This is a genomic window from Trichocoleus sp. FACHB-591, from assembly GCF_014695845.1.
In the GTDB taxonomy this organism is placed as follows: Bacteria; Cyanobacteriota; Cyanobacteriia; order FACHB-46; family FACHB-46; genus Trichocoleus.
In genome coordinates this window covers 1-14,268 of sequence record NZ_JACJPA010000109.1, presented here as the reverse complement: position 1 = coordinate 14,268, position 14,268 = coordinate 1, and the positions used below count along the sequence as shown (strand labels likewise).

17 protein-coding genes are annotated in these 14,268 nt (G+C 48.1%); 10 read left to right on the top strand and 7 right to left on the bottom strand.

Annotated features, from left to right (window positions below):
• The gene (gene glp, locus H6F90_RS22925; protein ID WP_190554455.1) at nt 1–1,251 is read right to left on the bottom strand and encodes a gephyrin-like molybdotransferase Glp; all 1,251 of its coding nucleotides are present in this window, start codon (nt 1,249–1,251) and stop codon (nt 1–3) included.
• 190 nt (nt 1,252–1,441) lie between these two features.
• On the opposite strand from glp, the gene H6F90_RS22920 reads away from it, so the two are divergent.
• The 4 genes from H6F90_RS22920 to H6F90_RS22905 all read left to right on the top strand — a co-directional run bounded on the left by H6F90_RS22920 (nt 1,442) and on the right by H6F90_RS22905 (nt 4,773).
• A complete protein-coding gene (locus tag H6F90_RS22920) occupies nt 1,442–1,990 on the top strand; it encodes an RDD family protein (RefSeq protein ID WP_190554454.1) in 549 nt (182 codons plus the stop codon).
• Between the two features lie 39 nt (nt 1,991–2,029).
• Complete coding sequence (gene rpmG / locus H6F90_RS22915) at nt 2,030–2,218, top strand: 50S ribosomal protein L33 (RefSeq protein ID WP_190441123.1); 189 nt, start codon at nt 2,030–2,032, stop codon at nt 2,216–2,218.
• A 105-nt stretch (nt 2,219–2,323) separates the two neighbouring features.
• A complete protein-coding gene (gene rpsR / locus H6F90_RS22910; RefSeq protein ID WP_190441120.1) occupies nt 2,324–2,539 on the top strand; it encodes a 30S ribosomal protein S18 in 216 nt (71 codons plus the stop codon).
• Between the two features lie 212 nt (nt 2,540–2,751).
• Nucleotides 2,752–4,773: an RNB domain-containing ribonuclease gene (locus H6F90_RS22905; protein WP_190554453.1), complete on the top strand. Its 2,022-nt coding sequence runs from the start codon at nt 2,752–2,754 to the stop codon at nt 4,771–4,773.
• A gap of 150 nt (nt 4,774–4,923) precedes the next feature.
• On the opposite strand, the gene H6F90_RS22900 is transcribed toward H6F90_RS22905, so the two are convergent.
• Nucleotides 4,924–5,475: an FHA domain-containing protein gene (locus H6F90_RS22900; RefSeq protein WP_190554452.1), complete on the bottom strand. Its 552-nt coding sequence runs from the start codon at nt 5,473–5,475 to the stop codon at nt 4,924–4,926.
• Nucleotides 5,476–5,950: 475 nt separating this feature from the next.
• On the opposite strand from H6F90_RS22900, the gene H6F90_RS22895 reads away from it, so the two are divergent.
• Both H6F90_RS22895 and H6F90_RS22890 read left to right on the top strand, forming a co-directional pair.
• Nucleotides 5,951–6,322 (top strand): Lin0512 family protein, encoded by a 372-nt coding sequence (locus H6F90_RS22895; RefSeq protein ID WP_190554451.1) that lies wholly within the window; start codon nt 5,951–5,953, stop codon nt 6,320–6,322.
• A 216-nt stretch (nt 6,323–6,538) separates the two neighbouring features.
• Nucleotides 6,539–6,805, top strand: coding sequence for a hypothetical protein (locus H6F90_RS22890; protein ID WP_190554450.1), 267 nt, complete (start codon nt 6,539–6,541; stop codon nt 6,803–6,805).
• A gap of 195 nt (nt 6,806–7,000) precedes the next feature.
• Here the strand turns inward: H6F90_RS22890 and H6F90_RS22885 are convergent, their stop codons facing one another.
• On the bottom strand, nt 7,001–7,906 hold the full coding sequence (locus tag H6F90_RS22885) for a restriction endonuclease (RefSeq protein ID WP_190554449.1): 906 nt from the start codon (nt 7,904–7,906) through the stop codon (nt 7,001–7,003).
• A gap of 363 nt (nt 7,907–8,269) precedes the next feature.
• On the opposite strand from H6F90_RS22885, the gene H6F90_RS22880 reads away from it, so the two are divergent.
• The 3 genes from H6F90_RS22880 (at nt 8,270) to H6F90_RS22870 (ending at nt 11,286) form a co-directional block, all read left to right on the top strand.
• Nucleotides 8,270–9,511 (top strand): DUF4336 domain-containing protein, encoded by a 1,242-nt coding sequence (locus H6F90_RS22880; protein ID WP_370588074.1) that lies wholly within the window; start codon nt 8,270–8,272, stop codon nt 9,509–9,511.
• Nucleotides 9,512–9,545: 34 nt separating this feature from the next.
• Entirely contained in the window at nt 9,546–10,196 is a 651-nt protein-coding gene (locus H6F90_RS22875) for a peptidase M15 (protein ID WP_190554448.1), read from the top strand.
• 169 nt (nt 10,197–10,365) lie between these two features.
• The gene (locus tag H6F90_RS22870; protein ID WP_190554447.1) at nt 10,366–11,286 is read left to right on the top strand and encodes an ion channel; all 921 of its coding nucleotides are present in this window, start codon (nt 10,366–10,368) and stop codon (nt 11,284–11,286) included.
• A 6-nt stretch (nt 11,287–11,292) separates the two neighbouring features.
• On the opposite strand, the gene H6F90_RS22865 is transcribed toward H6F90_RS22870, so the two are convergent.
• The 4 genes from H6F90_RS22865 to H6F90_RS22850 all read right to left on the bottom strand — a co-directional run bounded on the left by H6F90_RS22865 (nt 11,293) and on the right by H6F90_RS22850 (nt 13,555).
• A complete protein-coding gene (locus H6F90_RS22865; protein WP_190554446.1) occupies nt 11,293–11,460 on the bottom strand; it encodes a hypothetical protein in 168 nt (55 codons plus the stop codon).
• 247 nt (nt 11,461–11,707) lie between these two features.
• Nucleotides 11,708–12,439, bottom strand: a complete 732-nt coding sequence (locus tag H6F90_RS22860; protein ID WP_190554445.1) for a hypothetical protein — start codon at nt 12,437–12,439, stop codon at nt 11,708–11,710.
• A 139-nt stretch (nt 12,440–12,578) separates the two neighbouring features.
• Nucleotides 12,579–13,148: a Uma2 family endonuclease gene (locus H6F90_RS22855; RefSeq protein WP_190554444.1), complete on the bottom strand. Its 570-nt coding sequence runs from the start codon at nt 13,146–13,148 to the stop codon at nt 12,579–12,581.
• Nucleotides 13,149–13,396: 248 nt separating this feature from the next.
• Nucleotides 13,397–13,555, bottom strand: coding sequence for a hypothetical protein (locus H6F90_RS22850; RefSeq protein ID WP_190554443.1), 159 nt, complete (start codon nt 13,553–13,555; stop codon nt 13,397–13,399).
• On the opposite strand from H6F90_RS22850, the gene H6F90_RS22845 reads away from it, so the two are divergent.
• Nucleotides 13,554–14,102, top strand: coding sequence for a hypothetical protein (locus H6F90_RS22845; protein WP_190554442.1), 549 nt, complete (start codon nt 13,554–13,556; stop codon nt 14,100–14,102). The two genes, H6F90_RS22850 and H6F90_RS22845, sit on opposite strands and share 2 nt — an antisense overlap.
• Nucleotides 14,103–14,268: the final 166 nt, after the last annotated feature.

Below are 14,268 nucleotides of genomic sequence, written 5' to 3'. Positions count from 1 at the left end.
TCAATCGACTTGCATGACGAGTATTTCTGTGCCTGTGGCGATCGCGGTTTGACCTACAGGTAACATCGCTAAGCCATTGGTTTGGGCCAGGTTGATCAGGTTGCCAGAGCTATGGCTGCCTCCTGCTAGACGAAATTCGTAGTCACCATCTAGCAATTGCAGATGTCCCCAGAGATAGCTCTCTCGCTTACCATCGGAGCGTAAATCTTGCTGGGTGCGGGCTTTAATAAATGTCGGTTCCCAGCCTTGAGCTAATCCTGATAGTTTGCGGATGGCGGGTTGGACGAAGCGCCAGAAAGTGACCAAAGCCGAAACGGGATTCCCAGGTAGCCCGAAGTACAAAACCGAGCGTGCTTGGGGTGCTTGGGGTGCAGCAAAAGTTGCCACTGTCAAAGGTTTGCCTGGTTTGATGGCTACGGCTCGAATGTGGATTTCGGCTCCCAGTGTTGCCAAGATCTCATCCACGTAGTCATAGTCACCGACAGAAACACCGCCGGAGGAAAGCACGACATCGGCAGTAGTAATTGCTTGGGCGATCGCTGACTTTAAGGCTTCCGGTTCATCTGGAATCACCCCTAGCAGCCATGGTTCTGCTCCTAGCTGCTGCACCAACGCGGCTAAAGCGTACTGGTTCGAGTCCACAATTTGCCCAGGTTGCAAAGGTTGGTCTGGGGCAACCAATTCGCTACCAGTCGAGAGGATGGCAACCCGGGGACGGCGGTAAACGCTGACTTGAGCACACTGGGCTGCTGCTAATACTGCGATTTCGGGCGCGTTTAGTTCAATGCCTGGTTTCAGGAGGGGGGTGCCCGCTTGGTAAAAGGCTGCTCGCTGCCGCACAAAAGCTTGAAATTCTGGGGCTTCTAGAATGGTGACGCGATCGCCTTGACGCTGGGTGCGCTCTTGCATCACAACGGTATCGGCTCCCGCTGGCATCATGGCCCCAGTCAGAATCCGGGCGGCTTGCCCAGGCTGAATCGTTTGCTGCGGTTGATACCCTGCGGGAATTTCTTCCACAATTTCTAGCGTTGCAGGTTGCTCAGCCTTGCAGGACTGCACATCGGCAAAGCGCACTGCATAGCCATCCATCGCTGAATTGTCCCAGTGAGGAAAATCAAGCGCACTCGTAACCGCTGCTGCCAAAATCCGCTGAGACGCAGACAGTAAGTCTAAAACTTCTGTATCTTGGGCGGGCGATAAGGGGTTAACTAAGCTGAGAATTAGCGCTTCTGCTTGCTTGACGGGCAGCATGGTCCGGATTTTCTCTTGGAACTTGTTTGTTAGTTTACCGCTCGTTAGCAATCAGCAGAATGATACGTTTTAAGTAGCTGAGCCCAGCTGAACATCACCCCTATAGGACGGTGAGGTTTCAGCAGTTCGTACTCATGATTTAGACAGAATCCGCCCAACTTCACGCTTTATCCCGGAACGCTCACAATATATGCGCAGTGACCTTGTAGCAGCTCGCCTTCCTAAAGCGCCAATTTGGCGACGTGCCGTGGCTTTCACGTTGGACTTTTTCTGTGCTTGGTTCGCTGGCTCTTTGGTGCTTGGCAGTGGTGGCATGGTGCAATTACTGCGATCGCTGCTTTTCTTAATCGCCTGGTTGGCTCTCCGGGTTTTCCTTCCCTATCGCAACCAGGGTCAAAGCCTGGGGCGATGGGTTTTCGATATTAAGGTGATTGATCCCAAAGCGCTGCGCTCGGCTGATTTATTAGCCTTGCTGAAACGAGAAGCTTATTTGGGGGCTAGTGCTCTGTTTGTCGCCCTGGGGTTGAGTAGCTGGCGCTTGATTCGAGAAGGGTGGATTGTTTTGCTAGTCCTGCCTTTAGCCTTGGACTTGGGGCTGGCGATCGCCGACTCCCTCAACCAACAATCTCTGCACGATCGCTTGGCAAAGACTAGCGTGATCCAAACCAGCCGAGGCTACTCTTTAGACTTAAAGGTGAAGCGATTACTTGCCGAAGTGAGTCGTCGTGTGAAAAAATAAGAGATTGTGTCTAATTCGCATTTTTGAACGGCTGGAACTATGGCTAAGGGCGTCCGTATTATCATTACGCTGGAGTGCACTGAGTGCCGTACCAACGCTGCAAAGCGTTCGGCAGGAGTCTCTCGGTACACCACCACCAAGAACCGTCGCAACACCACTGCTCGGTTGGAACTCAACAAGTTCTGCACCCACTGCAACAAGCACACGTCTCATAAAGAAATTAAATAGATTGCTGTCTGAAAATCCTTGAAAGGTTATTTTTCTGGATTCAAGGCTCTAGTTAGTTTCTGGTCCGCTGTTTTTCTGAAGATTTTTGACTCACAAACAATTGCTATGACTTACTTCCGCCGTCGCGTTTCCCCCATCAAGCCCGAAGAACCCATTGATTACAAAGATGTGGATTTGCTCCGCAAGTTCATCACTGAGCGTGGCAAAATTCTGCCTCGGCGGATCACTGGTTTGACTGCCAAGCAACAGCGCGATCTAACCGTGGCGATCAAACGAGCTCGCCTCATCGCTCTGCTGCCTTTCGTGAACCAAGAAGGTTAAACTTACCTCTCCCCTCGGAGGGGTTTTTCGACAAAATTGGGTCTAAAGTTTCTGCCAGGTGACACTAACCCGCCTTACTATAGACGTGGGTGTAATTTCGCATGGGCAGGATAAAGACACTCTGAACTCAATCGGCTAAGGCTCCATAGTTAGCTGAATAGAGCGCGCTGATCAGTAAATCGCAAAATCCATACTGGGGTTAGCAAAAGCTGGTGGAGAAGGGAACTCTCGTTGAATTTCGACTGCATAGCGATCGCCGGCTGGCAGTTCTAGAACGTCCAGAGGGTAAAAAGCACTGGATCGTGTTGGATGAACGTGGCCAGTCTTACACCCTTCATCCTCGGCAAGTCACCTACACCGTTACAGGCCAAAGTTACAAGCCGTTGGAAATCCCTCAATTTCTGAAGGAAGTGGAGGCTTATCTCGACCCCTCTAGTCTAGAGGTGGCTTGGGAACTTTTGGTGGAAGACAGTGAGACGGTTGATCCCGCTGGCATGGCTTTGTTACTGTTCTCAGACCAGAGTCCGCCTCTGTGCTATGCCGCTCATTATTTACTCTCAGAAGACAAGCTCTACTTTAAGCAGAAGGGAGACCACTACGAGCCTCGCTCAGCGACCCAGGTTGCGGAGTTGAAGCACCAGCTAACAGTGGCGGGTCAAAAGCAGCGGGAATGGCAAGAATTTTTGACTCGAATCCAGCAAGCCTTAACGGATCAAGCCGTAGAATGGCAGAACAGCGATCGCGGTCGCCTCGAAGCCCTAGAGCGGTTTGCTACCTTAGGAGAAGAAGCTTCTCACCGGATGCCAGCCCTAGAAACTTTGGCTGCTCTCGGAAGACCTGAAACTCCTCAAGCTGGTTTCCAACTCTTGGTGGATTTAGGGTTGTGGAGCGTCCACGAAAATCTGTTTGTACGCCGCAGTCAAATCCCCACTCAATTTTCTACCAAAGTGCTGGAAGTCGCAAAACGTTGCTTAGAGTCTCCACCCCCCGATCTCGATGTCGAGGGACGGCTTGATCTGTCGGGTCTAAAAGTCTACACCATTGACGATGAGAGTACGCGAGAGATTGACGATGGCGTCAGCTTGGAATATCTAGAAGATGGCCGTCAAAAGCTCTGGATTCACATTGCTGATCCAACGCGCTGGATTGTGCCAGGAGACGATCTAGATCTAGAGGCACGCCGACGTAGCACCACCATTTATCTACCAACTGGCATCATCCCGATGTTTCCGCCGGAACTGGCGACAGGCCCCATGAGCTTGATTCAGGGGAAAATCTGTTACGCCCTGAGTTTTGGAGTGATTCTGGATGAATCCGGGGCGATCGCAGACTACCAAATTCAAACTAGCTTGATTAAGCCCACTTATCGCCTCACCTACGAAGATGTCGATGAGATGTTGGAGTTGGGAGTTCTAGGTGAATCTGAACTCCAGGCGATCGCAAGCTGGGCCAAGCGGCGGCAGACCTGGCGGCACTCTCAAGGTGCTATCAGCATCAACATGCCAGAATCTTCCATCAAGGTCCACGATGACGAGATTACGATTGAAGTCTTAGAAGTTTCTCAGTCGCGGCAACTCGTGGCTGAAATGATGATTTTGGCTGGAGAAGTGGCGGCCCGCTACGGTCAGGCGCATAACTTAGCAATTCCCTTCCGCAACCAAACTCAGCCAGAGCTACCGCCCGAAGAAGAGTTATTGCAACTGCCTGCTGGCCCTGTGCGCTCCTGCGCGATTCGTCGCTGTATGCCCCGCAGTGAAATGAGCATTACCCCAGCCCGACATGCCAGCCTGGGCCTAGACACTTATACTCAGGTCACTTCACCGATTCGGCGCTACACAGATTTGCTGGCGCATTTTCAGATCAAGGCTCATCTACGAGGCACACCGCTACCATTCTCGGTAGAAGAGATGAAAGAGTTGTTGATGAGCGTGGGTGCTGTGGCTCAAGAAGCAACTTCGGTAGAGCGACAAACCAACCGCTATTGGGGCTTGGAATACCTGCGTCGTCATACCCATGAAGTATGGCAAGCTTTGGTGTTGCGCTGGCTGCGGGAGCACGAAAACTTAGCGCTGATTTTGCTAGAAGACTTAGGGCTGGAATTGGCGATTCGGTTGACCAAAGCAGCATCTCCAGGCGATCGCATGGAAGTTAAGGTCACTTACGCTGATCCGCGCCAAGACACAATCCAGTTTCAACAACTGCTCGATCGCGAAGCACAGCCTGCTGCTTCCTAGCTTTTCCTGAGCTGAGCACTTGCTAGATTGACCAAAGCCCAACGAAAAACCCTCCTTTCAATTTAGAAGAGGAGGGCGTGATGGAGTTGGAAACGTATCTCAAGAAAAACAGGTAGACCCGGTTGGCTAAACAAAGCTTAATCCGAATCTTTAATGATGGGTAGCTGTGGCTTCATTGCCTTCAGGTGCTAAGCGATCGCCCGTAGCTACAAAAAACTCTACACAAAGAGAGCCTAGCTGAATCAAGTCGCCATCCTGCAACAGGTGGCGCTCTAGGTGCGCTAAGCGACGACGATTTACCCAAGTGCCGTTACTACTGCCTACATCCGCAATATAAAAATCGCGGCTGGGATAGTAGCCAATCACGGCATGACAACGGGAGACTGAGCGATGAGCAACTGTAATGGCACAGGTAGCATTGCGCCCAATCAACCAATTAGCAGCCTTTTCAGTCACCTGAAGTTCTTGGGGGGAACCAAGATTTGTCGCCAAAATGGTGGTTTCCGCAGTCGCGATCGCCTGAATGTATAGCGGAGTAATACTACAACGTTGGGGAGCTTGCAGAATAGGTTCAATAATCGTTGCCATCTGCTCCGCACTCGTGGATTGAGTCGTAAACATCAAACGAGAGAGAGCAGGGTTTTGTTTCAAAGCATTCAGGGTCACATAACCAGAACTGCTATTTGGCTTCAGGTTCGACATGATACCTATTAGAAAAACGACTGTTGGTTTGCGCTAGACACAATCAGCTGAATCGCTAGATCTCCGAGCCACAGTCACTCAACTGTCAGCGTCCTACCGTTATCTGTTTAGAGGCGCTGCATTCAGAAAGAATCAACGGCTATATTCTAAACACCAACTTCTCAACTATTTCTAGATCACCCTATTCTGAGTAGCTGGACCGCTACCCAACCATTGCTTCCTGTAGCTTGTTTAAGTATTTGTACGGGAATAAAACTTTAGCAAAGTCTCGATTTAGTAAATCCTACAGATGGAATGATTGACAATCGTACAAGTGAAAAAGTTTGCTTGAACTTTACGAAGCTGTGGCTATTCATCCCTTATATAAATTTTCGCTAAAGCTTTTTCTGATTTCACTCCTTTACGCTTACGCACCTACACAGGCAGAATCGCTATAAGCTGTGAAGAAATCTGTAGAACCTTTAGAGAGAGCCGTATGACTTGTAAGCGCCTAGTGATTGAGATGGGAATGGGAGTAGACCAGCACGGGCAAGAGCCAACCGTTGCAGCCGCTAGAGCTGTACGCAATGCGATCGCCCATAATGCCTTACCGGGAGTGTGGGAAGTGGCAGGACTGAGCGACCCAAACGAGATGATTGTTGAGGTACAAGTGGCGGTTCCCTATCCAGAGCAAGTGCGGGAAGCGGAAGTGCTGGCAGTGCTACCCTTTGGCCGCAAAAGCCTAAAAGTTGAGTCCGGTGGCATGGTGGTGCAAGGTCGTGCCATTCCTCAATTCAATGACAAAAATGACGATATGTTTGTCGCGATCGCTGCTGTGACTGTTTTGATTGAAACCCAGTGGAACTAGGTCTAAATAGATACATTACTATATAACTATTGTTTCTCACTCCGTCTACTGAAGTTTGCTCAACGGCTGCTAGCAAGTTCAGCAAAATGACAAAGAACGATCGCTAGGCTTCAACTCTAGGCGATCGCTCTCTTCACTAATATTCCACAGTTGAATTGATGCTCTGTGATAGAATTCGCCCATACCTGAAGCAGACGCTATTTCAAGAGATAAATAATGGGTGAACCTGAGCCACTGGCAGACCGAAGTGTTTTAAGCTGGGCCAGTCACCGCAGCATCTTAAGCATTGCCAGTAGCGGTAGCATTCTCAGCATTGGCAGTGCAGGCAGCATTTTAAGTATTGGCAGCACTGGCAGTATTTTGAGTGTCGGGAGTGCGGGCAGTATTCTGAGCTGTTTCAGCGCCGGAAGCATTCTCTCGGTTCTCAGCGTCACCAGCATTTTGGGTGTATTGCAATTTAACTTTGGTGCTTTCTGGAAGTAGTTTGAAGGGCCCTATATAGAGGCGATCGCTCGATTCTGGTCTTTCTACCCAATCAACAACCAGAACTCCGCTACGGCCATGATGCTTTAACTGTTTTGGATAGCATCGATTTGCCATTAACCGCTGAGGAAATATTTAGCTTGTTAAAGATGTCATTTACTAGCCGATACTGAAAATGAAGTCGCGGAGCGATCTTTAAAGTACGTCCTTGAACAGAGTTGGTACCCACAGACCATCACGGGAACGACCATACGATGAGATCCATGAAGAGAGATCGTCATAGGTTTTAATGGTGAGATCCTCAACCTTCTCAGAGTACTCGCACGCAACGGCACCTAGCCTTCGAGCAGTAGTGGCCAACATAGCACAGCTAACACGGGATCCATATGTCTGCTCGAACATAAACTGACCAAGAAGTGCTCGTACGTTAATAGCATCAAGTGCTGAATTCGGTTGCAGCCGCTTGCACTCAACCATCATGAGAATTGTCCCATCTGGCGTTGGCCAAGCAGCATATATATCCTTCCCCTTATCCCGAGTCCGCGACGTGAGAAAAACGTCGAACCCCTTTGATGCAAGTAGTTCCGCAACGACCTCCTCGAAAAGGATAGGATCAAGCTGCGTCAGAAGTTTTTCTCGAACAACTGGATCATCCGATACTTCGCGAATGAAACGCTCCGCACGTTCTTGAACTTTAATTGTGTACTTTCTTGTCGAATTGCGAACCTCGTCAAGCAACGGTTTTGCAAAGTTTCCCTCAAGAATTTTTCTTGTTTCTTGTGGATTGTTGACACCAACACCAAAACCTAGTGGACTGTTGCCAATAAAGAACAACGGTTCGCCATTAATAAATTCCTGATTGACCCAAAAGGGGGTTTTATGGACACGTGATGATCGGAACCTGTCTGGTAACTTTGCCCAGTATTTGAGTGGAACGTGTAGACCAACTTCTCCACTGACGATGTTCTCGTAGACCCCAAACATTTTTTCAGGTGGAGGCGCAATCGGTATCGCGTTTCGTACGGCATTCTCTACATAGATTTCACGTGATAATTTCGTCGCCTTAAAGGTGTCTTCACACAGCAGTACGTATCCGAACATGAGATTTCTCTGCCTGACTATATAGGACTTGCAATTCAGACGTATTTTTTCCGCTCAATACAACTTTATTAGGCATTTAGGTGACAAGTTTTTCTGCATAGTAACTCTGCGCGAATGTTTCAGCTTTTCAATCTTGAGTCAGCTTAAAATCCCGCAAGGGACAATTAGGCTACTTCAAGGGATATTTTTAAGGCAGCGATCGCAGAAATTACTAGACTAAGTACGAGACGCAGTTCGAGTTAAGCCTTATTCTTACCGAACCGAGCAATCATACTTACGGCAGATACAGATTGAAAAATTTTCTAATGTCCAAAAGCTAGACTTAACAGTAGTAGTGTACGCTTTCGGGATGGGGGTCGTGGCGTGGATAGAACCACGATGAACGGGCAGGATATGCAAGGACAACTGATTGAGACAAGCAATCCAAAAGACTGGACATGGCGGTTTTGGCCCGCCGTACCACTCTACCCATTTGGCAAACGGCGCACACTCCGCCAAGAAGTGGTAAAAGACACCATTTGGACCTTCGACCAAATCCAAGGCGTTTTTTACGTGATCGTGCCCATCCGCATGACTGTCGTAAGGCTAGAAGCCGGAGGACTGCTGGTTTATGCGCCAGTTGCCCCCACTCCAGAATGTATCCGCCTAGTTGAGGAACTGGTGGCAGCACATGGTGAGGTGAAATACATCATCCTGCCCACGAGTTCTGGTCTAGAGCACAAAGTTTTTGTCGGGCCTTTTGCCAGGCGCTTTCCCCATGCCCAAGTGTTCGTCGCGCCTCACCAGTGGAGCTTCCCGATCAATTTGCCGCTGAGTTGGCTAGGGTTCCCGATGAAGCGCACCCACGTCATTCCAGAAGACAGTAGCCAAGCCCCTTTTGCTAAAGAGATAGATTATGCGGTCTTAGACATCGATCTGGGGGCTGGGTCATTTGGGGAGATTGCCTGTTTCCACAAGCGATCGCGCACTCTGCTCGTCACCGATTCGGTGATGTCTGTCCCCGAAGAACCACCCGCGATCGTGCAGCTAGACCCCTATGCCTTGCTCTTTCATGCTAAAGACAGCGGCTCCGAAGTCGTGGAGGACAATGCAGAGAATCGACGTAAAGGATGGAAGCGGATTGCCCTCTTCGCGTTCTATTTTCGTCCCAGCGCTTTAGAACCCGTGAAGCTAGGAGACGCATGGCGAGAAGCCCGCAACGCTCCCGATCGCTCAAAAAAGGCATATTTTGGGTTGTTCCCCTTTCAGTGGCAAGAAGATTGGCAGCGATCGTTTGAAGCTCTGCGAGGAGGAGGCCGTCTGTTTGTGGCTCCGGTGCTACAAACTTTGATTCTCAACCGTGCCCCTGAGATTACTCTCAAGTGGGCCGACCAAGTTGCAAAATGGGACTTTCATCGGGTTATTCCCTGCCACCTAGATGCCCCAGTCGCAGCAGGTCCGCGTCAGTTCCGCCAAGCCTTCTCTTTCCTAGAGAAATATCCTGCTATAGGTGAGAACTTCTCGGAAGGACGACCTTTACCCAAAGAAGATTTTGGCCTCCTGCGAGAAATCGATGAGTTGCTGAATCGGGGGAGCATCACACCACCAGCCAAGGAAAAGGTATAAGGTTTGGAGCGTACTGCTCAGTAGAGAGACTTCTATGAGACAACCCCAGACAGTCAAAGCTTTAGAAGAGTTGGGTCGAGTTCGACTCTCTAAAAGTTTTTTTATGCGGGAGTTTCTTTACTCGGAAATTTCTCAAATTGAGGGCATTCCCAATATCCCTAATGATCCAGAACTGGCGATCGCTGCTGGCAAGAATTTGTGCGAGAAAGTGCTGGAACCCCTCCAGGATCAGCTAGGCAGAATTGGTATCCGCTCTGCTTACCGTTCCGCTGATGTCAATGCTAAAGGAGCCGAGAACAAGAACCAATATAGCTGCGCGAGTAATGAAAAAAACTATGCAGGTCATATTTGGGATGTCAGAGACAGCAAGGGGTATATGGGTGCGACCGCCTGTATTGTCGTGACTTCCTTTATCCCTTACTACGAACGCACAGGAGATTGGACAGCTTTAGCTTGGTGGATACATGACCACATCCCAGCTTATGCTTCTATGACTTTTTTCCCAAAATATGCAGCTTTCAACATTAGCTGGCATGAGAATCCTAACTATTCCAAATACATCTACAGTTATGTGAAAAATCCTCACACTGACAAAACAGGCTATTTGACCAATCAGGAGATGGATAATTTTTCAGGTTCTCATCCGCAAGCATATGAGGAGTTTATTCAAGATCTGCGGAGCTAGGGCAACTGAGGTTTCTGTTCTTTGGGTATCTCTAGAGCCACATTACTGCGTGAGTAAGTTGTGATGCGCGAATTGTGTTGCATGAACTGCGTCTGAGATTCGGTTGTGCAATTTTGAGAGGCCACAGACAATTGGCGTGAATGGTTTTTCAAAGGCAGCAGCATTAGTCATGAGGCAGCTAACGATCTTCCGGAATTGGCGAACGAAGCGGCGATCGCAACCGCAACCCGTCGTACACATCAAGATTCGAGACGGACAGTTCCACATCTTAGGCAACGGAGTTTGGCACTCTTACTGGCGAGAGCCTTACCATCTGCTGCTAACCATTCCTTGGACTGGCTTTTTAGCCCTGACTGTTCTCTGCTATGTGGTTACTAATGCCGTCTTTGCACTGCTGTATCTGGCTCAACCCGCTAGCATCGCTAACGCCAAACCTGGGTCTTTTCTAGATGCCTTTTTCTTTAGTGTGCAAACTCTTGCCTCTATTGGCTATGGAGCCCTGTATCCCCAGACAGTGTATGCCAACATATTAGTCACCATTGAGGCGATGGTCAGTTTAGTTGGGATTGCCCTTCTGACAGGGTTAGCGTTTGCTCGTTTTTCACGGCCGACGGCGCGGGTTTCTTTTAGTCATGTTGCTGTGATTGGTCCCTACGAAGGAATACCCACCTTCATATTTAGGGCTGCTAATCAACGACGCAACCAAATTTTGGAAGCCCAAATCCGACTGTACTTAATGCGCGATGAAACGAGCGTTGAGGGACACGCCATGCGCCGTTTTTATGAACTAAAACTGCTGAGAAGTCGTACTCCCAGTTTTACCCTCAGTTGGACGGTGCTCCATCCCATTGATGAATACAGTCCTTTTTATGGAGCTACACCCGAGTCTCTAGCTCAAATGCGAGCCTCAGTGGTGGTTTCCCTCAGCGGCATTGATGAAACTGTATCTCAAGTCATCCATGCGCGTCACACCTACAGTGCTCAAGAGATTTTATGGAATTACTGCTTTGTTGATATCTTTCATGAGACAGCCGATGGGCATCGCTACATCGACTACAACCACTTTCATGATGTACTGCCTTTACCGTAATGGCCTTTACCGTAACGGCTTGACCACAACTCGGCCATTTTCGACCACGGTGCAACGCTGAGACAAATTTTTGCAGCGATCGCCTGTCGCTTCTTCAGCACACTGTTCTGCCTGTTGGATTTGTTGCTGTTGCTGATCTAAGGTAGATACGCAACTAGAGGTGGAGACGGACATATTCAGCCTGTTTAGCTCTACTTCTATTATCGTTCATCTGGGACAACTCAGTTTGCGGATTACCCGATCGCTAAGCCGTATCTACGCTTATAAAATTTGATATCGCGCTTTGGAATTCTAGTATTTTTTAAGCACTAAAGACAAAGCGATCGCCCTTTGTCCTGTGCAGACCTGTGTAGAGCGATCGCCTCGTTTTATTTGCTTCTAATTGCAGTAGGCAAAACCTACCTCAACTTATCGAGTCTAATTAACGGTTGGCGGGGCAGTTAGCCAAGTTATTGGTTGTGCCTGTACCACCAGAAATCCAACCGAGGCGCTCGCGACCAGACACGCTGGTGTAGAAGACTCGAATCCACTTGCCATTGGTTTGGCTGGGTTTCGTGAGGAAGATTCTGGCTCCCTTGGCAGGTCCGTCAGAGCTGCCTTGATAAGTTTGAGGCGTAGTGCCGGGGTTGTCATATGCTCTTAAACCGAAGCGTAGAGACTCATATCCTGCACCATCCACATCTGGATCGCGCAGTCTGCGGCATTCTCCGCGCTGGACATTGCCAGGATTGTCACCTGGATTGCCGCCTGTGCAGTTGGTGACGAGGTTAGTAGTTTGAATCCAGCCGACACTGGGGGTTCTGATTTGAGCGATGCCGTTACCCAGTATTCCTGTGAGGGTGACGCTGCTTCTAGCGGCTACAGTCCCTACTCTGCGAGTGAGTTGAGTATCTTCATAGATATTGACCGCTGCGGTGGTGCCACGACAGGTACCAATGTAATCAGTTCTTTCGCTGAGAGTGATAGTTGCGGCTGGAGCAGCAGGAGCGGGGCTAGGAGCGGGACTCTGAGCTTGGGCTAGAAGTTGAGCAGTCTGCTGGTCTGAGCTTTGGTCTGCGATCGCGCTAGCAGCAGCCCCCAGTCCTGTCCCTGTGTTGACGGTAGCGGCAAACAGTAGAGCACAGCTGATTCTTTTTAGGTTTTTGTAATTCATTTTTTATGCTAGACAAAATACTCCTCATGGGAAAGTCTACCAAGAAAAATTTTTCTAGGGCTTAGCTTGAAACACAAGTCATCAAACCTTAACTATTAGTAGACATTGAGAATGCCCTAGCCCCAATAAACACAAGGCATTAAATTCCCAATTTCAGCCAACCGAATAAATCTTCTATAGTGAGGTGCAAGTCAGCAATCCAATTTGGTGTAAGCAATAAGTCTTGCGAATCTTGCAATAGTTCTGGTTGCTGCCCAGGGGGATAAACCAGCACAGAGCGCTCTGCTGGATCAATCAGCCAACCTAGTTGAGTCCCATGATTGAGGCAATGCAGAATGTTGCCCGTCACTCTAGTTTGGCTTTGGTCAGGGGAAAGAATTTCAATGGTCCAGTCGGGATGGGTGTCAAAGGTGTTGGCAATCTCCCCACTAGCATCTAGGGGAATCCTCCCCCAAGTAAAGACGGCGACATCAGGAACAATGGAGCGTCCACCAAAAGTACAACGTAGTTCTGGAAAAGCAAGTGCAGTTTTCTGAGGCTTAGTTACAGCGTTGATTGCATTTACCAATTCGCCCTGAATGGTACTGTGTTTTCCTTGAGGCATTGGTTTTTGAATGACTTGACCGTTGATATACTCACTGGCTGGTTCGGTTTCAGGCTGTTGCAGAAACTCTTCCAGGCTAAGTGCTTTAGTAGGTATTTGAACCATCGCGATCGCCCCCTCACCTCAGTAGAAACGGCTATTTTTATTGTCCCTTGTCTCCTTAGGATTGGATATAAAGAGCAATCACCAAACTCAAGTCGTTCGTTCAATACAGTAAACTTATGTGTACTTTGAGACCATTCTCAGGTCAAAACCTGCGCTTTTCTTAATTTTCTATAGTCAGACACCCTTACTTACTGAGATGGAGGTGTCCGATTAACACTTTACTTAAAAATTTCACCCTACTCAAACCCCTAGAGATTTGCAGTTCCATCCCTGTTTTCGTTATAATCCATATTCTTATCTTTTTTGTCGAATTTTATGATTTCAGGTTGTTTCGGCTTATCTTTTTTTTGAGATTCTAAGTTTTGTTTATCGGATGGCTGGTTTTGATTTTGTTGGCTGTTAGACATGGAAGAAAGTTTAAAGAATGAAGTTCCTTTAGAGTCTAACTCAAATGCAGAGCTAATTTACAATCATATCAATAGCTCTATAGATATTCTTAGAAAAGGAATAGATTCACTAAACACAAAGCTGAGTGCGCTAATTGGCTTTGATGCTCTTTTAATACGTTTTTCGTCAGGTTTGCCTAATCAGTGTTCAGTATCAGAGTGGCTGATTTTTAGTAATTATATAAATGGACATCTTTCAAATGGACATTTTTGCTTATTATTACGAATATTTATATGCACATTTTTGCTTCTTTCTATAACGTTAGGCCTTTGTGGTTTTTCTCCCAAAAGTGGAGGCACACTTGTGAAACCTGACGAGTTAATTGAGAAGTGCCTTCACGTTTCCAAAGAGGCATACTATCAAGCTCTTCTTGTTGAATTACAAGAAACATACAATGATTTTCTATTAATCAGAAAATCCAAGTCTAATCTACTGAGGCTCGCTGTAGTCTTTTTAGGATTTGCCACTCTACTATCAGGCTTGGACATACTGCTTAGTTTTTCCTAAAGATATGAAATGTATATAAATTTATTTGAACCAGACAGATTTGGAGATAGACATAGAGCGTTTCCTAGTCTCCTGAGGTACAGTAACAACAATGAGTAAACCAGCTGCGAATATCTTCTAGAGAGACTTGAGCAAATGCCTCTTGAATGGCTTTGTCTAAGGCTGA